The 21,751-nt window shown below is 47.5% G+C and carries 16 protein-coding genes; 10 read left to right on the forward strand and 6 right to left on the reverse strand.

The features are described 5' to 3' along the window. Positions 1-13: 13 nt before the first annotated feature. The 3 genes from NIES2104_RS09950 to NIES2104_RS09965 all read left to right on the forward strand — a co-directional run bounded on the left by NIES2104_RS09950 (position 14) and on the right by NIES2104_RS09965 (position 3,999). Complete coding sequence (locus tag NIES2104_RS09950; RefSeq protein ID WP_082689960.1) at positions 14-1,843, forward strand: DNA/RNA helicase domain-containing protein; 1,830 nt, start codon at positions 14-16, stop codon at positions 1,841-1,843. A gap of 334 nt (positions 1,844-2,177) precedes the next feature. After that, positions 2,178-3,422 (forward strand): RNA polymerase sigma factor SigC, encoded by a 1,245-nt coding sequence (sigC, locus tag NIES2104_RS09960; RefSeq protein WP_202815045.1) that lies wholly within the window; start codon positions 2,178-2,180, stop codon positions 3,420-3,422. A gap of 112 nt (positions 3,423-3,534) precedes the next feature. Further along, complete coding sequence (locus NIES2104_RS09965; RefSeq protein WP_058998078.1) at positions 3,535-3,999, forward strand: Fur family transcriptional regulator; 465 nt, start codon at positions 3,535-3,537, stop codon at positions 3,997-3,999. 1 nt (position 4,000) lies between these two features. On the opposite strand, the gene NIES2104_RS09970 is transcribed toward NIES2104_RS09965, so the two are convergent. Then, positions 4,001-5,047 carry a peptidoglycan-binding protein gene (locus NIES2104_RS09970; protein ID WP_058998079.1) on the reverse strand — a complete coding sequence of 349 codons (1,047 nt, stop codon included), beginning with the start codon at positions 5,045-5,047 and terminating at the stop codon, positions 4,001-4,003. A 244-nt stretch (positions 5,048-5,291) separates the two neighbouring features. On the opposite strand from NIES2104_RS09970, the gene NIES2104_RS09975 reads away from it, so the two are divergent. Together NIES2104_RS09975 and NIES2104_RS09980 are read left to right on the forward strand one after the other, a co-directional pair. Continuing rightward, positions 5,292-6,653, forward strand: a complete 1,362-nt coding sequence (locus tag NIES2104_RS09975; protein ID WP_058998080.1) for an APC family permease — start codon at positions 5,292-5,294, stop codon at positions 6,651-6,653. Positions 6,654-6,672: 19 nt separating this feature from the next. Next, on the forward strand, positions 6,673-7,293 hold the full coding sequence (locus tag NIES2104_RS09980) for a cyclopropane-fatty-acyl-phospholipid synthase family protein (RefSeq protein ID WP_082690121.1): 621 nt from the start codon (positions 6,673-6,675) through the stop codon (positions 7,291-7,293). A gap of 240 nt (positions 7,294-7,533) precedes the next feature. Here NIES2104_RS09980 and NIES2104_RS09985 read toward each other — a convergent pair whose 3' ends face one another. Together NIES2104_RS09985 and NIES2104_RS09990 are read right to left on the reverse strand one after the other, a co-directional pair. Further along, positions 7,534-8,385 (reverse strand): hypothetical protein, encoded by an 852-nt coding sequence (locus tag NIES2104_RS09985; protein ID WP_072218050.1) that lies wholly within the window; start codon positions 8,383-8,385, stop codon positions 7,534-7,536. Positions 8,386-8,448: 63 nt separating this feature from the next. After that, positions 8,449-8,988 (reverse strand): NADPH-dependent FMN reductase, encoded by a 540-nt coding sequence (locus NIES2104_RS09990; RefSeq protein ID WP_058998082.1) that lies wholly within the window; start codon positions 8,986-8,988, stop codon positions 8,449-8,451. Between the two features lie 121 nt (positions 8,989-9,109). Between NIES2104_RS09990 and NIES2104_RS09995 the strand changes: the two genes are divergently transcribed. Then, positions 9,110-10,912, forward strand: a complete 1,803-nt coding sequence (locus tag NIES2104_RS09995) for a M3 family oligoendopeptidase (RefSeq protein ID WP_058998083.1) — start codon at positions 9,110-9,112, stop codon at positions 10,910-10,912. Between the two features lie 37 nt (positions 10,913-10,949). On the opposite strand, the gene glgA is transcribed toward NIES2104_RS09995, so the two are convergent. After that, on the reverse strand, positions 10,950-12,428 hold the full coding sequence (glgA, locus tag NIES2104_RS10000) for a glycogen synthase GlgA (protein WP_058998084.1): 1,479 nt from the start codon (positions 12,426-12,428) through the stop codon (positions 10,950-10,952). 155 nt (positions 12,429-12,583) lie between these two features. Here glgA and NIES2104_RS10005 point away from each other — a divergent pair, with 155 nt between their 5' ends. Then, a complete protein-coding gene (locus NIES2104_RS10005) occupies positions 12,584-14,017 on the forward strand; it encodes a hypothetical protein (protein ID WP_058998085.1) in 1,434 nt (477 codons plus the stop codon). Between the two features lie 250 nt (positions 14,018-14,267). On the opposite strand, the gene NIES2104_RS10010 is transcribed toward NIES2104_RS10005, so the two are convergent. After that, the gene (locus tag NIES2104_RS10010; protein ID WP_058998086.1) at positions 14,268-15,497 is read right to left on the reverse strand and encodes an LL-diaminopimelate aminotransferase; all 1,230 of its coding nucleotides are present in this window, start codon (positions 15,495-15,497) and stop codon (positions 14,268-14,270) included. A gap of 182 nt (positions 15,498-15,679) precedes the next feature. On the opposite strand from NIES2104_RS10010, the gene mrdA reads away from it, so the two are divergent. Together mrdA and NIES2104_RS10020 are read left to right on the forward strand one after the other, a co-directional pair. Continuing rightward, complete coding sequence (gene mrdA, locus NIES2104_RS10015) at positions 15,680-17,455, forward strand: penicillin-binding protein 2 (RefSeq protein ID WP_058998087.1); 1,776 nt, start codon at positions 15,680-15,682, stop codon at positions 17,453-17,455. A gap of 56 nt (positions 17,456-17,511) precedes the next feature. After that, positions 17,512-19,320 carry a DNA polymerase III subunit gamma/tau gene (locus NIES2104_RS10020; RefSeq protein ID WP_058998088.1) on the forward strand — a complete coding sequence of 603 codons (1,809 nt, stop codon included), beginning with the start codon at positions 17,512-17,514 and terminating at the stop codon, positions 19,318-19,320. Between the two features lie 42 nt (positions 19,321-19,362). Here NIES2104_RS10020 and NIES2104_RS10025 read toward each other — a convergent pair whose 3' ends face one another. Then, a complete protein-coding gene (locus NIES2104_RS10025) occupies positions 19,363-20,202 on the reverse strand; it encodes a fatty acid desaturase (protein ID WP_058998089.1) in 840 nt (279 codons plus the stop codon). A 172-nt stretch (positions 20,203-20,374) separates the two neighbouring features. On the opposite strand from NIES2104_RS10025, the gene NIES2104_RS10030 reads away from it, so the two are divergent. Beyond that, positions 20,375-21,574 carry a TetR family transcriptional regulator gene (locus NIES2104_RS10030; RefSeq protein ID WP_058998090.1) on the forward strand — a complete coding sequence of 400 codons (1,200 nt, stop codon included), beginning with the start codon at positions 20,375-20,377 and terminating at the stop codon, positions 21,572-21,574. Positions 21,575-21,751 lie beyond the last annotated feature (177 nt).

The raw sequence follows: 21,751 nt of genomic DNA on the forward strand, positions 1-21,751 counted from the left end.
TTTTTGGATCAGCATGTCTGTAAATTACGGTTGGATGGGGTCGATCGCTGATTTTCTCGCTTGTTCTGGGCAAGACTGGTTCGCAACGATGCAGGCGAATTATCAGGCGATGTATCAAATGCGATCGACCACAACGCAAAATCAGGCTTGGGAAGAATGCGGGGAAATTTTACGGGCAGCTTTCGCTGTGCCGGAGGCAGCGCAGTTCGCCACCCTTAGCCGCAAATCCTGGACGCTCATTTTTGAATACGAATTGCCCGGTGAAGGCGGACGGCGACCCGATTTAGTAATTTTAGGAGCGGGACACATTCTCGTTTTCGAGTTCAAGCAAAAAGCAACGCTCTCGACTGCGGATCTCGATCAAGTTGCAGCATACGCACGAGATTTGACGGAATATCATCAAGCCTCCGCAAATCATCCGGTAAGTGCAATTCTGATTCCAACGCGCTACACAAAAGAAAATGTAATCAGAAACACAGTTCAAATTCTAAATCCAACGCAAATCGGAAAGTATTTAGAATCATTGACTGAAACAGAATCTGAAATCGATTCAAATCAATGGGTGGATTCAATCTATGAACCATTACCGACCGTAATCGCAGCCGCAAGACGAATTTTTCAGCAAGAACCGTTACCGAGTATCAGACGCGCTCAGAGTGCAAAAATCCCTGAGATTCTGGATTATTTGCGGCAAATTGTCGATCGAGCTTCTCAACAAAAAGAACGCCACCTAATTCTGATTACAGGCGTTCCCGGAGCCGGAAAAACGCTCGTTGGATTGCAGTTCGTTTATCAAAGCGATCGACCTGCAATTTTCCTATCTGGTAATCGTCCTCTGATCTCTGTGCTTCAGTACGCCCTTCAAAGTAAAGCCTTTGTGCGAGAAATTCGGAATTTCTATTTACAACACGAAGCCCGTCGCCAGTCCGCACCGAGAGAAAACATTATCGTGTTCGATGAAGCGCAGCGGGCTTGGGATGCCGATCGCATGTCTGAAAAGTACGGGATTTCGAGCGCGGCTCCGGGTGCCGTGTTACGAATTTGTGAGCGGGTTCCAGACTGGTGTGTCTTACTCGGCTTAATCGGAGAAGGGCAAACGATTCACGTCGGGGAAGAAGGCGGAATCGAACAATGGAATGAAGGCTTAAGTGAATCTTGGCAGGTTCATTGTTCGTCTGAGCAATCAAAATATTTTGATACAAGCGTTCATGTGAATGATTTATTAAATCTCACAACTTCTTTACGATCGCATCTCGCCCATCATGTTCAAACCTGGGTGGCTCATGTTCTAAATCACGACATTGATCGCGCCAGAGCAACGATGCCTTTATTAATTGAAGAAGGATTTAATTGTTATCTCACTCGCGATTTAGAAGCAGCGAAAGAGTATTGTCGATCGCGTTATCAGAATCAATCCGATAAACGTTATGGATTCGTTGCCTCTTCTCGATCGCGCAATTTAGTCAAATACGGGATTCGTAACGATTACATTTCTACTCAGAAGCTAAATATTGGTGCTTGGTACATTGATCCGCCAGATTCTGAGAATTCTTGCTGTACCTTCGATCGCGTTGTCACCGAATTTAGCTGTCAGGGATTGGAATTAGATTTTCCCATCATTGGCTGGGGCGATGACCTGATTTGGAAAGATGAGGCTTGGATCACCACCACACGTCAAAAGAACGTTCGTGATCCGCTACAACTCCGACTCAATAGCTACCGCGTTCTACTCACTCGTGGACGAGACGGATTCATCCTCTACGTCCCGCCCGAAACCAAAATGGATCGCACTTTTGAAATTTTGCGATCGTCCGGATTATCACTTCTTATCGCCGAAAGGTGATGTCATGAAGCCCAGACGCAACATGACACGCTTTGAAGTGATCTCAGTCAAAACACGGATTGATCTCGGTCACTTCATAAAGCTTTTAACATCACTATACTGACTCCAACCCGTCATCACGCAAAACTTTAATCGCGCAAATTCCGAATCGCAGTCTTGATCGTGTGTAGTAACGAGTAGCTCCTTCGCACGATAGCAACCTGCGATATTCATCCTGTCTTTACAGATAAGTAATTTCAACGTTTTCTGGAACTCGCAACTCTGTTCCTGAGTCCCAGACCACGGGAACACTAAGCGAAGCAACCGACCGATTTCCACATAGCGCACAGAACACATGATGCCAGCAACCTCTTTCTACGCTGATGCAGAATTTGACCCCTCCACCCTGGAGCATTCCTCGATCGTGACAGACTCCGAGTTTGATCCGAGCGAAGACCTTTCAGAACTCGACGCTGAACTGTCGGGACAGCGAGGAATGCGTGCCACTGGGCGGAAAACCACCGATTTGGTCAGGCTCTACCTTCAAGAAATCGGGCGCTACCGCCTCCTCGGACGCGATGAAGAAGTCGCGGAGGCGCAAAAAGTCCAACGCTACATGAAGCTCTTAGAACAGCGCAACCATGCCGCAGAAAAAGGAAACGCCCTGATTCTTCAATATGTGCACTTGATCGAGGTTCGCGATCGCTTAGTCTCCACGCTGACTCATCGCCCTTCCCTCGAACGCTGGGCGACCGAAGCCAAAATCGATGTTGCTGACCTCAAGCCGATGTTGGCAGAAGGAAAACAACACTGGGCAAAAGTCGTCAACTTAACCGTTGCCGAACTGGATTCAATTCAAAATCAAGGACTGGCAGCCAAGACCCGAATGATTAACGCCAACCTGCGCTTAGTCGTCTCGGTCGCAAAGAAATATCAAAATCGCGGCTTGGAACTGCTTGATTTAATCCAAGAAGGAACACTCGGATTAGAAAGAGCGGTTGAGAAGTTCGATCCGACGAAAGGCTATCGATTCAGCACTTATGCGTATTGGTGGATTCGTCAGGGAATCACTCGTGCGATCGCAACTCAGAGCCGCACGATTCGCCTTCCCGTTCACATCACCGAAAAGCTCAACAAAATCAAAAAAGCTCAGCGTAAAATTTCTCAGGAAAAAGGTCGTACCGCCACGATCGAAGATATTGCTTCGGAACTGGAAATGACTCCGCCGCAAGTCCGTGAAGTCCTTTTACGGGTTCCACGTTCAGTATCGCTCGAAACCAAAGTCGGAAAAGAGCGCGACACGGAACTTGGCGATCTACTCGAAACCGAGGAAATCACGCCAGAAGAAACGCTGATGCGGGAATCGCTGAGACGCGACTTGATCCAATTGTTGGCGGATTTGACCGATCGCGAACGTGATGTCATCGAAATGCGGTTTGGTTTGGGCAGCGATGGTCATCCTTATTCATTGGCGGAAATTGGACGCGCTTTAGAACTGTCGAGAGAACGAGTCCGGCAAATTGAAGCGAAAGCGTTGCAGAAATTACGTCAGCCAAAACGTCGTAATCGTGTGCGCGACTACCTTGAGTCACTCAGCTAGACGATTCGATCCCCTGCACAATTGAAGAATGTTCTCAATTAGGCGAACTTATTGAAAATCGCCTAATTTTTTTGTTATGCTATGGTTCTCAAGAAAGGAGACTTTGTTGACAATGCTGAACGCTCCTACTTACACCAGTGCTTCGCTCAAGGCTGAATTGAATGAAAAAGGATGGCGTTTGACTCCACAACGCGAAATCATCCTGCAAGTGTTTCAAAAACTTCCAGAAGGGCAACACTTAAGCGCTGAAGATCTCTATCACGAACTTCAAACCAAAGGTGAAGGAATTAGTCTCTCGACGATTTATCGCACCTTAAAATTGATGTCGCGGATGGGCATCCTACGCGAACTCGAACTTGCTGAAGGTCACAAACACTACGAGATTAATCAACCGTATCCGCATCATCATCATCACTTAATTTGTGTCCGCTGCAATAAAACGATCGAGTTCAAAAGCGATTCGATTCTCAAAACCGGAACCAAAGCAGCCCAGAAAGAGGGATACCACATCCTGGACTGCCAACTGACGATTCATGCGGTTTGTCCCACCTGTCAGCGATCGCTACTCCCGCTCTGAGTTATTCAAACACGACACGAGCATTACCGAGTCCCCGCGATCGCAACAATCCCGCCCGACGTTCTGCCACTTCTGGAGTGGTATAGCTGCCTGCGTTGACAAAATCGCCCAAGCGCGACTGTCTCGGAACCGCATTCGGAATCACATCTTGAATGCGATTGAGTTCAACGGTGTTACGGAATGGAATCACCACAACATAGCGGCGGGTATTTTGTGGAGTTTGACCATTTTCCCCGCTTCCGCCTGCCACTCCGAGCGCCGCTAATGTCTGACGGTCAGCTACCCCAGTCGGAGGTAATCCTTGCGCCTGTTGGAAGCTTGCGAGGGCTTGCTGAGTCTGAGTGCCAAAATAGCCTGTCACCGGAACCGGGTAACCCAGTCGATTCAGTTGTCGCTGAAGTTCAGATACTCGCGGACCTTGATCGCCAAATTGCAGTCCAACGACTCCTGGGAGTGTCGTCGGTGGGACTGCTCCACCCGCGAGCGCAGTGTAAACCGCATCATCGACAACACCCGTTTGAGGCAGACCCCGATCGCTTTGCAATTGAAGGACAGCAGTGCGGGTGTCCGGACCAAATACACCATCGATCGTGCCGTAGTAGTATCCTTGCGCTTGTAGCTGGGTTTGGAGTTGTTGGACTCCCGGACCACGATCGCCTAACTGTAAAGGTTCTCCAAACTGCGCCGATCCGGTTCCTGTCGTGGGATTGCCAAGTCCAAAAGCGCGATAAGTGTCCGCTCCGACGACTCCATCGGCGGTAATTCCGCGCTGTTGTTGGCATTGAATGACTGCATCACGAGTTTGAGAACCAAAAAATCCGGTCGCTGAACCGTCGAAACAGCCTAATGCTCTAAGGCGCTCTTGTAACTCGGTAACGGCAGTACCCGAATCACCTTCGCGTAACACTAATTGAGCGTAGGCAGAAGAAGCAAATCCAACAATGGCGCATCCTACCATTGCACTCAGCAGTTGAATGCTTCGTCTGCGGATACGCGATCGATCATCGGGGGCTGGAGTGGCGAGATGCAGGGTTGCGATCGTGTCCATATTTTTCTGAGCAATGTTTTTGAAGAAGAGTACAATGGGGGATTTCTCCTTAAAAATATATTACCCAGGTGACGTTTTACAAGGATAAGTCCAGAACCAGTCCCTCACAGCCCCGGATTTCTACCATTAGATCTATATCGGAAGTCAGAGCGCAGATGTTACCGACGCGAACTAAAATCCTTTGAAAGATTGCTCTCAAGTCTGTTTTCGCGCAACTGATCCGGATCTTTAGTTAGGTATCACTATGGGTTTCCCGAAATCTTCAGATTATTCAGAGTCGATCGCTGCAAATGCGTCTTCTGAAGAGTCTGCAAGTCCGAAGACTGCTTTATCGATGATCGACGCAGTAGCGCTGATCGTAGGAATTGTAATTGGAGCGGGCATTTTTGAGACTCCTGCTCTAGTGGCATCCAACACAGGCACAAATTTCACCGTGTTGTTTGCCTGGATTATTGGTGGAGTTGTTTCTCTGATTGGGGCGCTGTGTTATGCAGAACTCGCCACCACCTATCCGCATGTGGGCGGCAATTATTATTACTTGCAGCGGGCTTATGGAAATTCGATCGCGTTTTTGTTCGCTTGGGCAAGAATGACGGTTGTGCAAACAGGATCGATCGCTTTACTCGGATATGTCTTTGGCGATTATGCGTCTGAGATTTTGCCGTTGGGAAGCTATTCGGGCGCGATTTATGCAGCAGGTGCGATCGTCCTTTTCACCCTGATTAACATTCTGGGACTCAGACAAGGAAAAGGGGTTCAGAACTGGCTAACGGCTGCAAAAATTTTAGGATTAATTCTTGTAATTTTGGCAGGTCTGACCCATTCAGGAAGCGCCGCACCTCAAGCCGCTACTGAATCGCCAATCTCAACAAATTGGGGCATGGCAATGATTTTTGTGCTGTTGTCTTATGGCGGATGGAATGAAGCGGCTTACATTTCAGCCGAGATTCGCAATCCGAACCGGAACATTGCTCGATCGCTCTTTTGGGGCATCGGAATTATTGCGGCAATCTATATCGCGATTAATTTTGCCTATCTCCAAGGCTTGGGAGTCAACGGAATGGCGAATTCGTCAGCGGTCGCGGCGGATTTGATGCGAAATGCCTACGGACAGCCGGGAGTCGTGTTTATTAGCTTGCTGGTTGCCATTTCCGCGTTGGGTGCTCTAAATGCAACTGTATTGACGGGAGCGCGAACTAACTACGCGCTAGGGCAAGATTTCAAAGTGTTCGGCTTTATGGGAAGCTGGCAGGGTGAAAAGAATTCGCCAATTCCAGCCTTGTTGCTTCAAGGTGCGATCGCGCTTTTGCTCGTCGGACTGGGAGCCTGGCAGCGAAAAGGTTTTGAAACCATGGTCGATTATACGGCTCCGGTGTTTTGGTTCTTTTTCTTGCTGGTGGGCTTTTCGCTGATCATTATGCGTTTTAAGGAGCCGAATCGATCGAGTGCATTTCGGGTGCCGTTTTATCCGATTACACCGATTTTGTTCTGTGGCATCTGCGGATTTTTGTTGTATTCCAGTTTGGTGTATGTCACCACTGGCGCGATCGCAGGTGTGATTGTTTTGGCTCTGGGGATTCCGGTTTTACTTTGGCAGCGTCGATAGTGATTGAGGAGAAATGAAAATGATTGTTCGTCCTTTGGTGATGACGGTTGGAATTTTAGGTTTGATGGTAGCGGGTTGTTCGCAATCTCCGACTGCAACAGCGGACGCTCCCACGACTCAGGCACAGAGTCCTGCTCCAGCAACTCAGGCTGAAAGTCCAACACCGCAGTTAGATGTGCCATATGTGCCGACTCCAGAGCCTGTTGTCGATGCGATGCTGAAAGTGGCAAAGGTCGGTAAGAACGATGTGCTGCTGGATCTCGGTAGTGGAGATGGACGGATTCCGATTACAGCAGCGAAGCGGTTTGGAACCCGTGGATTTGGAGTGGATATTGATCCGGAGCGGATTAAGGAAGCGAATGCGAGTGCGAAAAAAGAGGGTGTAACGGATTTAGTGCAGTTCGCTCAGCAAGATTTGTTCAAAACGGATCTGACGAAGGCAACGGTGATCACGTTGTACTTGCTGCCGAGAATTAATCTTCAGTTGCGTCCTAGCTTGTTGAAGCTAAAACCGGGAACGCGGATTGTGTCTCATGCGTTTGATATGGGCGATTGGAAACCGGATCAGACGGTGAGCGTGAATGGAACGAATGTTTATTTCTGGACAGTTCCGAAGACGATTCCGCCGAATTTGAAATAGTTGGAGAGGGGTAGGTGAGGATATTTACCTCTCTTTGATGTGAATTCGGTGATTTCTGCGCTTCGTTGTTTATCCACCCCGGAATGAAATTCGGGGCTAACGGTGCGAAGTCCCTTCAGGACTGCAAGCCTTATGTTTATTCGTCTTCAGTCCCCTTCAGTGGACTTCGTTCGACTAGCCCCGAATTCCATTCCGGAGCGAGCTGAAATCGAAGCGAGAAACTCATTGAATTCACGCTTTTTAAACTGAAACTTCATAGTTCACAGTCCCAAGCCAAGGGGCTTGGGGTTGTTGATAAGGCTTGAATTTTAAGGGTGCAAGATTGCCTTTTCGGATGAGGTGCGACATGAAATGCAGCGAACCTTGAAGCAGATCAGCACTCAGTAAGTCTCGCTCTGGAGTCGATCGCAGTTTTTGAGTAAATGATTTCATGATTTGTTTCAGCCGTCCTGCATTCTGTGAAAGTTCCAGATAGGCAAACGTTGCATTCCGAATTTCTGCTTCGATTTTGGCGGGATTGGTTAGCGTTTGATTCTCGAAGATGCCGTTAAACCGTTGCTGAATAAAGGTTTTTACATGATCTGAATACGGTTTAGCGTGATATTGCTGTATGGCTTCAGAAAGCCGAATTTGCTGAGTTTGATTGATCATTTCTCCAACTGTCCAAGCTGCAATATTAGCGGAATGATCTGAATCGGGAGCAAAGCGATCGAGTGCTTCCGCCAGCGATTTCAAGTGACCAGGAGTTGCGCGATAAAGCTCGATCGCTGATCCAATATCGCCCGCCCAAGAGGTATGATCACCTGTCCAACGAGCAAAGTCCGACCATTGCAGACCGGGTTGATTAATTTGATCGGAAAGTGCGGCGACGAAATGCCCGAAATCAGTCAGTTCGCCTGCAAATACAATATTTTGATCTAATTTGGCTTCGACAAAGGGTTGCTCGAATCCGGTAACGATCGTCCAAGCTTTCGTTGTGTAGCTTGGTTTGGTATATCCGCGTAATCGATTCGTAATCTCGTAAGCTGAGGCATCTGGATGTAATTGTTCAAAACTGCGGATGAATTCCAAAACGCTTGAGAAGTCTGTCATAACATTAAAAAAATACTGCGCCTAGATTTAGACACAGTATCCGATTAAGATGCTACGGAAGAACTATCCTCGCAGTTTTTGGGTCGCTTCGACCAAACTTTGAGCAAACGCATCAAACCGCTTCGACAGTCCTTCATCGAGCAATTTACCGTCTTCGCTAAATGCCTTCCAAGCCTGCCCGACAGCAATCTGTTCAGGAATCGTCCAAGCGTGAATCCAGCGGAGAATCACTCGTAAATCATTCAGCGAATTATTGTTCGATTGACCACCCAAAACGCTAATCACACCTGTGACTTTTCCGGTGAATTCTTCAAATCCCATCAAGTCGAGTGCATTCTTCAAAACACCGCTCACACTGCCGTGATACTCCGGAGTTGCTAAAACGATCGCATCCGCTTCACTCACTGCCTGTTTGAGCTTGGCAACCCCTGGATCATCCGGATATTCGTCGCTACCATCACAGAAGGGCAGGTTTAGCGATCGTAAATCCAAGATCTCGACTTCCGCGCCCAATGCAGCAACGCGATCGATCGCAACCTTGAGCGCTTGCTGACTATACGAACCGGGTCTTAAACTTCCAGCGATGCCAACTACTTTGACCATTGGGCTGATTCCTTGGAAACGATATGCTATCATCATAGACAAAACAAACTCGTAATGACTACGCCTTAAGCAGGAATCTCTACTACAAAGGTTCGGTTAGAAAAAATTAGGAGTACGTTCGATGACACAGGCGATTGAACTCACACAGCTCGACAATCCGCAAGAATGGGATTTGTCTGATCTCTACAAAGGCTTTGATGATCCGCGACTGACTCAGGATCTCGACTCATTGCAAACTGAAGCCGCAGAATTTCGCGAGTCGTTTCGCGGCAAGGTAAAAGACTTGAGCGCGGAACAATTAGCGACGTGCTTTAAGACGTTAGAAACCATTTCTGAAAAATCAGGCTATCTCTACGCATTCCCGTCTCTAATCTTTAGTGCTGACACCCGCAACACCGAAGCGAAACAATTCCTCGACAAAGTGATGGAAGCGCTCACGAGTGTTGAGAATCAATTATTGTTCTTTGACCTCGAACTTCAGAAATTAGAGGCAGCGAAGTTTGAAGAACTGCAAAAAGCCTCAGTGCTTTCTGACTATCAGCATTATCTCAATCGAATTGCAAAGTATCGCCCTCACACACTATCTGAAGAAGTTGAACAGACTCGAAATCAAGACAGTTTGACGGGAAGACAAGCCTTTATTCAACTGCGATCGATTCATCTAGGTGAACAAGAATACGAACCTGTCACGACTCCCGACGGTCGCACAGTCAACACTGAATCTGAGCTAAGCGCATTACTCTATCATCCCGACCCGGAGATCCGCACCGCCGGCTACCAATCGGTTCGTAAAGTGATGCAGCAGCACAATTCGCTGTATAGCTACATCATGAACACGGTCGCGCAAGATCACAAGGTTGAAAACCAGATGCGCGACTATGAATCCACCTTGCAAAAGCAGCTTTTAGTTGATGAAGTGTCTGAGCCTGTGTTTAGAGCGATCATGTCGGGAACTGGCGATCGCTTTGACCTGTTCCAACGCTACTACACATTAAAAGGTCAAGCACTCGGACAAAAGATTCGCACCGCTGATCTTTATGCTCCTTGGACAACCGAAGCCGCTCCGCCTGTCACTTATAAATCAGGTGTTGAGACTTTACTTGCAGCACTAGATCAGTTCGATCCGAACTATGCTCGACGGGCAGAAGAATTCTTCCTCAAAAACTGGGTTGATGCGAAAGTTCGTCCAGGTAAGCGTGGAGGTGCATTCTGTTCCTACACTTACGGCAAACATAGTTATCTCTTGATGTCGTATACCGATGATTACAATTCGTTGTTTACCCTAGCACACGAGATGGGTCACGGATTGCACTTTGCTTGGATTGACGATCGACAAACTTATTTCAACAGTAACCCGCCAATGGTACTGGCTGAAATTGCTTCAACTTTTAATGAATTGCTATTGCTCGATTATCTATTGAAGCAAGCGAAAGAGGATAAATCACTGACGAAATCACTGATTACACGGCAGCTTGAGGATCAGTTAAATCTATTGTTCCGACAAAGCACGATCAGCCGATTGGAACTGGCAATTCACGATCGAGCCGCTCAAGGTAGCTTTGATCATACGTTCGTCAACGAAGAATGGATGAAACTGTATCAAACTCTGTGCGGTGATGCGGTTGAAGTGCTACCTGAACATCAGTATGATTGGGCACGAATTGGACATATCTATTTCAAGCCATATTACTGTTACCAGTACACAGCATCGAACATTGTGAGCCTTGCCTGCTATCAGAAGTATCTCGAAGTTGGGAAAGACTTCATTCCTGGCTATTTGGAGCTTCTAGCGGCTGGTGGCAGCTTAGATCAAGTAGAAGCACTTCGTCGATATGTGGGTGTGGACATTGAAGATCCAGCCACCATTCGAGGTGCATTAACTTACGTTGAGAAGTTGCTAGACCAATTGCAGGCGAGTCTGTAACACAGAAAAGCCTCCGAATTTGGAGGCTTTTTGCTGTTTAATCCTTGTGACGAATGCGATTGTACAATGCCACATACTCTTTCGCTGGATCTTTCCAAGAGTAGTCGTATTTCATCCCCTGAATCGCTAACTGATTGAAGATTTTCCGATTCTGTCCCCACAGATCAAACGCTCTGGTCATGCCCGATTCTAGAGCAACATTGTCCGATTCGTAGAAGACAAAACCATTGCGCTCTTCAGGTGGATGAGCCTGATCATAGTCATGATCAAACACGGTATTGACTAATCCACCAACCCCCCGCACGATCGGGACTGTTCCATACTTCAAAGCAATCACCTGTGTTAGTCCACAAGGCTCGAAGTTACTCGGAACTACGATCATATCTGAACCTGCGTAGATTAAATGCGATAGTTCCTCGTTAAATCCAAGCTCGATATGACAGTCTGGATTGTTGTTGAGGAACTCTTTTTCGTGCCTGAACCATTTGTCGATCGCGCTTTCCGTCGCTGATCCCAATAACACGAACTGTCCGCCTCGTTCTAGCGTGTAGTACATCGCATGATGAACGAGATGAACACCTTTTTGATCATCTAAGCGACCGATAAAACATACGATCGGCTTATTTTCTTCTCTCAACAACAACCGTTCTCGGAGTGCTTTGGTGTTGTAGTGTTTTTGCTCAAAGCTTTCAGCAGAATAGTGATAAGGAAGATATCGATCGTTTTCTGGATTCCAAAAGCCATAGTCAATTCCGTTAAGAATACCTATGAACTTATCTTGATGTAGCTCTAAGGTATGTCCTAAACCATAGCTAACATCAGTATGGCGAGCTTCCCAAGCATGATGAGGCGAAACTGTGTTCACTGCATTCGCGTAGACAATTCCACCTTTCATGAAGTTGATCGAGAACGGATTGAAATTGTCTCTTAGCTTGTCATAGTTAAAGTAGTATTCAGGTCGTCTTAGCTGTGTGGCTTCTAAGATATCTGAACCACCATAGCCTTGATGTTTGAAATTGTGAATGCTGTAGCAAACGCGCTGATTTGCCATTCCGTGATACTTATAAATCTCATACAGCATCACCGGAACTAACCCAGTCTGCCAGTCGTGACAATGAATCACATCCGGTCGCTTATTACTTTGCAGTAAGAACTCTAATGCTGCCTTACTAAAGAAAGCAAACCGCATATTGTCATCGTTGCAGCCGTAGTAACATCCTCGATCGAAGAAAAAATCATCGGTATGCGGCTCAATGAAGAAGCACATTTGCCCATGTACCCAACCGCAGTAGACTGAACAATGCACCCAGCTATCATACCAAGGCACATATAAATCTTTGTAAGCGTCGTGCAGTCCCCAAATGTGGTCGTACCGCATACAGTCATACTTCGGCAGAATCACTTCGACACAATGCCCTTGACTCTCCAGTTCTCGACTCAGACCGTAGACGACATCTCCTAATCCTCCAGCTTTAATTACCGGGGCGCATTCGGAGGCAATTTGCACGATGTACATTTGTATCCCCTTACTTAACAAAAATTCATTTTTGATGTCTTTATTCAATATGCAAGCCTGCTTTTTTGCAAGAGGAATCTCAATTCTGTCTTAAAACTTAAACCCGCTCTCAGAACGTCCGATCTATATTTGAGCCATAGATTCAGGCAATTTTCATGACTGCAACCCTCACCAAACTGCCACCAATTTTTGGCGCGACACTTCCTAAAATTTCTTCTGATCCGGTCTTTCTTCCCACAACAAACCTCCGTTTAGAGTCAATGAATGCTTCGTTCGCCTGTGCCCTTCATATGCACCAGCCGACCATTCCCGCTGGGATGAATGGCGAATTGATCAGCAATTTGCAAAATATGTTCGAGCATCCGAACGATGGCGACAATCACAATGCGGGTGTTTTTGCGTGGTGTTATGGTCGCATGGGCGAATTTATTCCTGATTTAGTCGCTCAAGGCTGCAATCCTCGAATCATGCTGGACTATTCAGGAAATCTGCTCTGGGGACTTCAGCAGATGGGACGCGAAGATGTTTTGAACAATCTGAAGCGAATTACCTGCGATCGACAATTTCAACCGTATGTGGAATGGCTCGGTACAATGTGGAGCCATGCCGTCGTTCCCTCAACTCCAATTCCTGATCTCAAACTGCATATTCAAGCCTGGCAGCATCATTTCGCTTCGATCTTTGGAATTGACGCGCTTCAACGAGTTCGAGGATTTTCGCCGCCAGAGATGCACTTACCAAATCATCCTGATACTTTGTTCGAGTACATCAAAGCGCTGAAAGACTGTGGTTACCAATGGTTGTTAGTTCAGGAACATTCTGTAGAGCAGCTTGATGGTTCGGGATTACCGCAGGATCAAAAGTACATTCCAAATCAGTTGGTCGCTCGTAATTCTAGTGGGGAGACTATTTCAATCACCGCATTGATTAAAACTCAAGGCTCAGATACGAAATTAGTCGCGCAAATGCAACCCTATTTTGAAGCGAAGACTCGATCTAAACAATTGATCAACGATCGTGCAATTCCATCACTCGTTTCTCAAATTGCAGATGGAGAAAATGGCGGCGTGATGATGAATGAGTATCCGCGTGATGTGTTCCGGGTCTATCACGAGATTCGAGACTCAGGGAATAACAATTCTGGGACTGTGGCGATCAATGGAACAGAGTATTTGGAGCTAATTGAATCAACTGGAATTCGTGCAGATGACTATCCACAGATTCAAGCCGTTCAGCAACATAAGATTTGGCAGATTGTTGATCAAGTCACACCTGAAAATGTGGAAAAAGCGATCGCACAATTGAAACAAAATGACGATCGCTTTCACATTGATGGCGCTTCCTGGACAAATGACCTCAGTTGGGTCAGAGGCTACGAAAATGTTCTAGAACCAATGACTGAACTGAGTGCATTGTTTCATCAGAAGTTTGATACGAATGATCCGACTGTGATGGAGCGATCGGATTATCAAGAAGCATTGTTGTACAACTTGCTACTACAGACCAGTTGTTTTCGGTATTGGGGTCAAGGGACTTGGACAGATTATGCTCGTGAAATTTATCGAAGAGGTAAATCGGTTTTGAGTTAAGAAATTGAATGTGATAGGCGATCGAGGTTCGGAGATGTTTTGATAATTTTTCGCGGTCGTTGCCTAACTCGCCCCGGAATGGAATTCGGGGCTAATCGAACGAAGTCCACTGAAGGGGACTAAAGAACTAGATGTAATTCTTCAGTCAGTTTCAACTGACTTCGCACTGTTAGCCCCGAATTCCATTCCGGGGCGAGCATGAACGAAGCGCAAGACTCTGAAAATACCGTCATCGATCGCATCTATCACATTAAAACTTCGCCGTAATCCGATTCATTGCCTCAACTACATTCTCGCGGCTATTGAACGCAGAAATGCGGAAATATCCTTCTCCCGCTGCTCCAAACCCTGATCCGGGTGTCCCCACCACATTACAAACATTCAGCAACTTATCGAAGAAATCCCAACTCGATAAACCGTCCGGAGTCTTCACCCAAACATACGGAGCATTCACGCCACCATAAACCGCAATTCCCGCCGCTGTCAGTTGTTCACGAATGATCTTGGCGTTGTCCAGATAAAAGCTCACCAGTTGTTTAATCTGCGCTTGTCCCTCTTCGGAATAAACTGCTTCGGCTCCCCGCTGAACAATGTAGGAAACCCCATTAAACTTTGTTGATTGGCGGCGATTCCACAGTTTCCACAATTCCACATCAGAGCCATCTGAAGCTTTCGCCGTCAAGGTTTTCGGAACTACAGTAAACGCACATCGAGTTCCAGTAAATCCAGCATTTTTAGAAAACGATCGAAATTCGATCGCACAATCTCGCGCTCCTTCAATCTCATAAATCGATCGCGGCAACGTCGGATCAGTGACATACGCTTCATACGCTGCATCAAAGAAAATGATCGTGCCATTCGCCTTCGCGTAATCCACCCAAGCCTTCAAATATTCCTTAGTTGCTGTCGCACCTGTCGGATTATTTGGAAAACAGAGATACGCTAAATCCACCTTCTGTGAAGGAATCTCAGCCGTAAAATTGTTCTCGGCTGAAATTGGCAAATAAACTAATCCGCCGTATTCTCCTCGATCGTTGGCATCTCCAGTATTTCCCGCCATCACATTCGTATCAACGTATACGGGATAAACCGGGTCTGTAACCGCGATCGTATTGTCGTGTCCGAAAATTTCCAAAATGTTGCCGCTGTCACACTTCGAGCCATCCGACACGAAAATCTCAGAAGCATCAATCTCACAGCCTCGTGCCTGAAAATCGAACTTCGCAATTTTCTCTCTTAGCCATTCATAGCCTTGTTCGGGACCATAACCTTTGAACAAACTTCGATCGCCCATATCTTCGATCGCTTGAATCATCGCGGTGCGACACGCTTGGGGTAGCGGTTCGGTCACATCCCCAATTCCCAAACGAATAATCGGCGCATCAGGATTCAATTGAGCAAAGGCATTCACCCGACGGGCGATTTCAGGAAACAAATACCCAGCTTTCAGCTTCAAATAATTGTCGTTAACGGTTGCCATGTCATTCGGTTAAATCAGATCTGACTCACCATTATTCCTTGATTTTACGCAGTCTTCAAATCAGGATTCCGGAGCCGTTTTGATCCCGCTCGAAATTAGAAAAGGACGATCGCACACCGAATCAACTTTCTGTTACAGTAAGTGCGATGTCCTGCCCAAAAGTAACCTTCATCACGTGACGTATGGCGAACTCGTCTTTCTCATCTGCCAACTCCTGGGTCAGTAAAGCGCGATCGCAGCGATCGTTTCGGGCTGTGATTCTGTTCATGCTTGCTAGTGGCTTGATGAGCGTCTGTGGATTTCGTCTCGCATACCTCCAACTCGTCGAAGGTAGCCACAATCGGCAACTCGCGGATCAAAACCGGATTCGATCGATTTCCATCGTCGCCGATCGCGGAAATTTAGTCGATCGCAAAGGTAAAACGATCGTCGTCAATCGATTATCTCGATCGGTCTACCTCTATCCGCGTGAGCAAACTAAGGAACAATGGCAAGTTTCAGCCCAGCGTATCAGTGAGCTACTCGACATCCCCAAAGAGGACATCATTAAAAAGCTTGAAGAAGTGCAATACAAATCGGTTTCTCCGGTGCGAATTTTGCGCGGACTCGATGAGAAAAAATACACCGCACTCTATGAAATCGGTCAAATTCGCGGTTTAGAAGTTCAAGCCGAATCCACTCGCCAATATCCCTACGGTACTCTCGCCGCCCACGTCCTAGGTTACATCGGAGAAGCCACCCAAGAAGACCTCAAAGCGAATCCCGAATTTCCGAACGGAATGCTAGTCGGACAAATGGGAATCGAGCGAATTCAAGATACGACCCTACGCGGCAAATGGGGCAGTCGTTTGATCGAAGTCGATGCTGGCGGTAAAGAACTTAAAATGCTTGGTGTCAAGCCCCCCGTCGCAGGCTCACCTGTTCAATTAACGCTCGATGTCAAACTGCAACAAGCCGCCGAAAAAACCCTCGCAGGTCGTCGCGGTGCAGTCGTCGTCCTGGATGTGAAAACGGGTGCAGTTCTCGCGATGGCAAGCGGTCCGACATTTGATCCGAACATTTTTACGCGCAAAATTAGCCAAAAAACCTGGGACGCGCTCCAAAGCCAGGATCATCCTTTTCTAAATCGTGCTCTGCAAGGCTATCCACCCGGCAGCACCTTCAAAATCATCACCGCAATGGCAGCGATGAAATCGGGTAAATTCTCCGCAACCTCGATGCTACCCACCTTCAGCGCGATCAACATTGGCGGAACCTTCTTCCACGAACACGGCGATGCCAGCTACGGTACGATCGGGTTTCGAGATGCCCTCGCGGTCAGTAGTAACACCTTCTTCTATCAGCTTGGAATGTCGATCGGTCCCGAAACAATTTCCGATTGGGGTCGTCGCTTCGGAGTCGGCACGACTTCCACAATGGGCTTAGATGGCGGCAGTCACGGCATGATTCCAACCCCGAAACAGAAAGAAGAGCAGTTCAAAGAGCCGTGGTATGTCGGGGATACGGTCAGTACCTCGATCGGTCAAGGCATGGTGCAAGTCACCCCGCTCGAAATGGCGGTGATGGTTTCGACGATCGCAAACGGCGGTAAGCGCGTCAAACCGCATCTCTTCGCCAATCAAACCTATCAGCCCAATATGCAGCCCGAATCACTAGACTTTGACCCCGCTGCCCTCAAAGTCTTACAAGAAGGACTTACTGCCGTAGTTCAAGAAGGAACCGCCCGCAGCTTAAATGATGGCTCGATTCCCTTAACGGCTGGCAAGACCGGAACCGCGGAAGTTCAAGGACAAGAAGATAACTCGTTGTATGTCGGTTATGGTCCCGTGAACAATCCGCAAATTGCGATCGGCGTTGTCGTCGAAAACGGGGGATACGGCGCGACCGCCGCCGTTCCGATCGCGCATGAAGTCTACAAAGCCTTTTTTGGAGTCAAACCCACCCCGAAAGCAGAATAAGTCCCAAAATCGCGATCGCTTGGTAGGATCAATCAGTCGATTTGCACAAGCGCCCTGTGACCTACATTCCCCTGCATCATAAGTATCGTCCCCAAACGTTCTCACAACTGGTGGGTCAAACTGCGATCGCGACCACGCTCTCGAATGCGCTACTCCAGAACCGCATCGCTCCCGCCTATCTCTTCACAGGCGCACGTGGCACAGGCAAAACGTCGAGTGCTCGTATCTTTGCAAAATCACTCAATTGTATTTCGGTGAATGCTCCAACCGATGAGCCTTGTGGCATTTGTCAGACCTGCCAAGAGATTACTAGAGGTAATGCTTTAGATGTCATCGAAATTGACGCTGCGAGTAATACTGGAGTAGACAGTATTAGAGAATTAATTGAACGCGCTCAATTTGCGCCTGTGCAATGCAGATACAAGGCTTATCTGATTGATGAGGTACATATGCTCAGCAATGCCGCGTTTAATTCTTTATTGAAAACTTTAGAAGAACCACCGGAACGTGTAGTTTTCATTTTAGCAACCACTGATCCGCAAAGAGTATTACCCACAATCATCTCTCGCTGTCAGCGATTCGACTTTCGCCGAATCCCGATCGACGATATGACCCAACACCTGAAACTCATCGCCGATAAAGAACAAATCCCGATCGCTGATGATGCCACCTATCTCATCGCCCAAATCTCTCAAGGCGGACTCCGCGATGCCGAAAGTTTACTCGATCAATTGAGTCTTTTATCCGGTGACATTACGACCGAACGAGTTTGGGATTTAGTTGGCGCAGTTCCAGAGCGAGATTTAATGGCGTTGATAGAAACGATCGCAAAAAGTCACCCCGAATCTGTGCTCGATACCACCCGCCGCTTAATGGATCGCGGACGAGAACCTTTGATCGTTCTACAAAATCTAGCGAGTTTCTATCGCGATTTATTAATTGCAAAAACGGCTCCAGCGCGTGGAGATCTCGTTGCGCTCACTTCATCAACCTGGCAACAGCTTTGTGAATTCGCGAACACAATGTCGATCGAAACAATCCTGTCCGGTCAGAAACACCTCAAAGAAAGCGAAACTCAACTAAAAAACTCCACACAGCCCCGACTCTGGTTAGAAGTAACTTTAATGGGACTGTTACCTTCTAATAGCTCACCTGCGATCGAGCAACCTACTCGATCAATTCCCAGCTTCAAACCGACCAAATCCGTTAGTCCATCTGTGAGAGAAACACCAAAATCTACAGAAGAACCGACTCCACCAATCGAGGAACCTACTCAAGCCGAAAAACCGACTCCATCAATCGAGGAACCCATTCAAGCCGAGGAAACAGATCTCGATCGCTTATGGCAAACGATTATCAACAATATTCAACCTTTCGGCACTCAAGCCTTATTCAAACAACACGGCAACCTGATTGCATTTGACGGTGAAGCCGCACAAATCAGTTTTCCTCAGAAGCTTTTACCAATGGCGCAAAGTCGATCAAAAAGTATCACTACAGCTTTAAGTAGAACCTTCGGAAAAGAGATCAAACTGAGCTTAGTTGCCGCCTCACTCACTACAGCACCGACGAGCACCGATCCAGTCACTCCTCCAACCGTTGAACCCTCAGATTTAGAGCCTGAACCATTCGCACCTCGCACCCCAGACCCCGAACCTGCTCCTGAAGAACCTACGCTAGAAGCTTACAGACCAGATTGGGAAGATGACGATGAAATTACTCGTGCTGCTAGAACACTTGCAGAAGCGTTCAACGGTTCTTTAGTGAATGAGGAGGCTGAAATCGATCAAATCGAAGCTTCGGATCTTCCCTCAGACACCTTAGAAGATCCGATCGAAGAAGAGGACGACGATACTGATTTCTAAAGCAAACCGCGATCGCCAACTCGACGATCGCGGTTCAATCTCTCAATTCGGCGGCATCACCACACGACGGGCAAGACCGAGCGATCGTAATACCTGAATCGCCCACCACGTCACATCAATCTCCCACCATTTCCGACCTGCTTTCGCCACATTCGGTTGAGCATGGTGATTGTTGTGCCAACCTTCTCCGTAGGTAATCAACGCCGCCCACCAGAGATTCCGCGAATTATCTTCCGCCTCATATGTTCTATAACCAAACAAATGAGTCGCAGAGTTAATAAACCAAGTACTGTGCCACAAGAACACGGCTCTTAGCACCAAACCATAAATAATAAACGACCAGCCACCCAGCAGATAAAGCACGATCGCGACTGGAATTTGCAGCATCAAATAGTTCTCAGTTCGATCGAGCCAACGATAAAACGGATCGCGATCCAAATCCGGCGCAAACCGTCGATAAGACTCATAGTTGAAAAACTTTTCACGCGGATACAGCACCCAGCCCATGTGACTCCACCAAAATCCGCGCTTCGCCGAATACGGATCATTGTCTACATCTTCCGTATGCAAATGGTGCATCCGATGTCCCGCTACCCAAAAAATCACTCCTCCTTGCAATGCCAGCGTTCCGATTACCGCCAGCGCATACTCCACCACTTTAGGAACCTGCAAACTCCGGTGTGTCAGCAATCGGTGAAAGCCCAAACAAATCCCGATACTACCGAACAACCAATGCAGAAGAATCATCACACCCAGCGCTTTCCAGGAAAAAAACCAGGGGGCAGTCAGCGCCAGCGCGTGAAAGGCTCCGAAAAACGCAACGTTCGTCCACTCCAATTTCAGCGTTTGTTCAGAGTCCACTTGAACAGAATTAGAAGTCATGAAAATCCCTTACTGAGTTAACTGATTGATCGACCCACAGCAGACCGACCTCGATCGCATTTCCCAACTTACGGCAAAATCCGTTACAGTTGATAAACACATTTGCAAGTGACACTTGCATTTGTAGCCTAACAACGAATGCGCTTTTCTGCAAGTGCCACTTGCATCTTCTATGTCTACTCCCCGCAACACGACCCGCCAAAGGCTGATTCAAGCGGCACTGGAGCTATTTACAGCCCACGGTGTCACCGACACCACCACAAGACAAATCGCTGAATTAGCAGACGTAAATGAAGTGACGCTGTTTCGGCATTTCGGCAATAAACACGGATTACTGTTAGCCGCGATCGAAGAAGCCGCTGTGTTCATCGAACTCGGTCAAACGCTCGTGCACCAAGCCGAACAAGCCGCAGGAATGGATCAGGCACTCAAAGAATACGCCACCGCCTGCCTTGAAGCCCTTGAACGAGTTCCAGAAATGGTGCGATCGGTGGTCGGAGAAGCCGGACAATATCCCGCTGAAAATCGTAAAGCGATCGGGCGGGGTTTCACCCAAGCAAATCGCTACGTCGCTCAATACTTCGATGAAATGATCCAGCGTCGTCAAATGCAGCCCAATCTTCCAGCAGAAACCCTTGCAAGTCTGCTTAATGGAATGCTGCTCGGATACGCTGTGATCGAATTCACCAGCGAATTTCACGAACTTTGGCAAAGTCGAGAAGAATTTCTCACCAATCTTGTCACCCTATTTTTACAGGGTGCGATTCAACCTTCTGAACCCATCTACTCTGAGGTTGAGGATCTTCCCGCTGATACTGTTCACCTGATTTTGCAACGCGCCAAGAAGCGAGGATTACAAGATTACGCGATCGCTTATGTGCTGTTTGGTGCAGGACTTAGTGCCGAGGAAGTTGTGCAATTAACGCGATCGCACTACCATTCCACGCGACATCAACAAGCACTACACATTCCCAACGGACAAGTTCGTCCGCTCAATCAGTGGATTTTAGGAAAACGCTATGGTTCTTACGCAAAAAATCCATTAACTCAGTGGCTCAAAAGTCGAAAAGATGTTGTTCCTGCCATGTTTCTGAATTCCAGCGGTCAGCCGATCACCGAAGCTGATTTATCACAACGCTGGAATCATTTTACTGAAGACATTCAGAACGAACCTCCCCCAAAAATCGATCAAGCTTACCCGACTTGGTGCGTTGAATTGCTCATGCGTGGAATGCCGATCGCAGATTTACAAGTGCTCACGCGACAAGACCTGAAACAGTTGCAGCCCTTTGTCGATCGAGCTAGGGAAAAAGCCGCTTTAGAACAAGCGATTCGCCTAGATCAGCCGCCTCGAATCAAATCAAATACATAGAGTACGCTCAAAGAGGCGATGTCTAAGAGGATGCTTGAAAAGTATAAAAAGTCTTTTCGCTCTCGTTTGACTCCCGCCCTGAAATGAATTTCGGGCTAACCGTGGAAAGTCTACTGAAGTAGACTGGGAGCTAGTTTCAAGTTCTTAGTCCATTTCAATGGACTTGCGCCGATTAGC

This window comes from Leptolyngbya sp. NIES-2104 (assembly GCF_001485215.1).
GTDB lineage: Bacteria > Cyanobacteriota > Cyanobacteriia > Leptolyngbyales > Leptolyngbyaceae > Leptolyngbya.

What these genes read in the sequence shown, in the direction of transcription:
- sigC (WP_202815045.1), top strand. Translation starts at nt 2,178, where the DNA reads ATGATGCCAGCAACCTCTTTCTACGCTGATGCAGAATTTGACCCCTCC.
- NIES2104_RS09970 (WP_058998079.1), bottom strand. Translation starts at nt 5,047, where the DNA reads ATGGACACGATCGCAACCCTGCATCTCGCCACTCCAGCCCCCGATGAT.
- NIES2104_RS10025 (WP_058998089.1), bottom strand. Translation starts at nt 20,202, where the DNA reads ATGACTTCTAATTCTGTTCAAGTGGACTCTGAACAAACGCTGAAATTG.
- NIES2104_RS09985 (WP_072218050.1), bottom strand. Translation starts at nt 8,385, where the DNA reads ATGACAGACTTCTCAAGCGTTTTGGAATTCATCCGCAGTTTTGAACAA.
- NIES2104_RS09965 (WP_058998078.1), top strand. Translation starts at nt 3,535, where the DNA reads ATGCTGAACGCTCCTACTTACACCAGTGCTTCGCTCAAGGCTGAATTG.
- NIES2104_RS09990 (WP_058998082.1), bottom strand. Translation starts at nt 8,988, where the DNA reads ATGGTCAAAGTAGTTGGCATCGCTGGAAGTTTAAGACCCGGTTCGTAT.
- mrdA (WP_058998087.1), top strand. Translation starts at nt 15,680, where the DNA reads ATGGCGAACTCGTCTTTCTCATCTGCCAACTCCTGGGTCAGTAAAGCG.
- NIES2104_RS10005 (WP_058998085.1), top strand. Translation starts at nt 12,584, where the DNA reads ATGACTGCAACCCTCACCAAACTGCCACCAATTTTTGGCGCGACACTT.
- NIES2104_RS09980 (WP_082690121.1), top strand. Translation starts at nt 6,673, where the DNA reads ATGATTGTTCGTCCTTTGGTGATGACGGTTGGAATTTTAGGTTTGATG.
- NIES2104_RS10030 (WP_058998090.1), top strand. Translation starts at nt 20,375, where the DNA reads ATGTCTACTCCCCGCAACACGACCCGCCAAAGGCTGATTCAAGCGGCA.
- NIES2104_RS10010 (WP_058998086.1), bottom strand. Translation starts at nt 15,497, where the DNA reads ATGGCAACCGTTAACGACAATTATTTGAAGCTGAAAGCTGGGTATTTG.
- NIES2104_RS09975 (WP_058998080.1), top strand. Translation starts at nt 5,292, where the DNA reads ATGGGTTTCCCGAAATCTTCAGATTATTCAGAGTCGATCGCTGCAAAT.
- NIES2104_RS09995 (WP_058998083.1), top strand. Translation starts at nt 9,110, where the DNA reads ATGACACAGGCGATTGAACTCACACAGCTCGACAATCCGCAAGAATGG.
- NIES2104_RS09950 (WP_082689960.1), top strand. Translation starts at nt 14, where the DNA reads ATGTCTGTAAATTACGGTTGGATGGGGTCGATCGCTGATTTTCTCGCT.
- glgA (WP_058998084.1), bottom strand. Translation starts at nt 12,428, where the DNA reads ATGTACATCGTGCAAATTGCCTCCGAATGCGCCCCGGTAATTAAAGCT.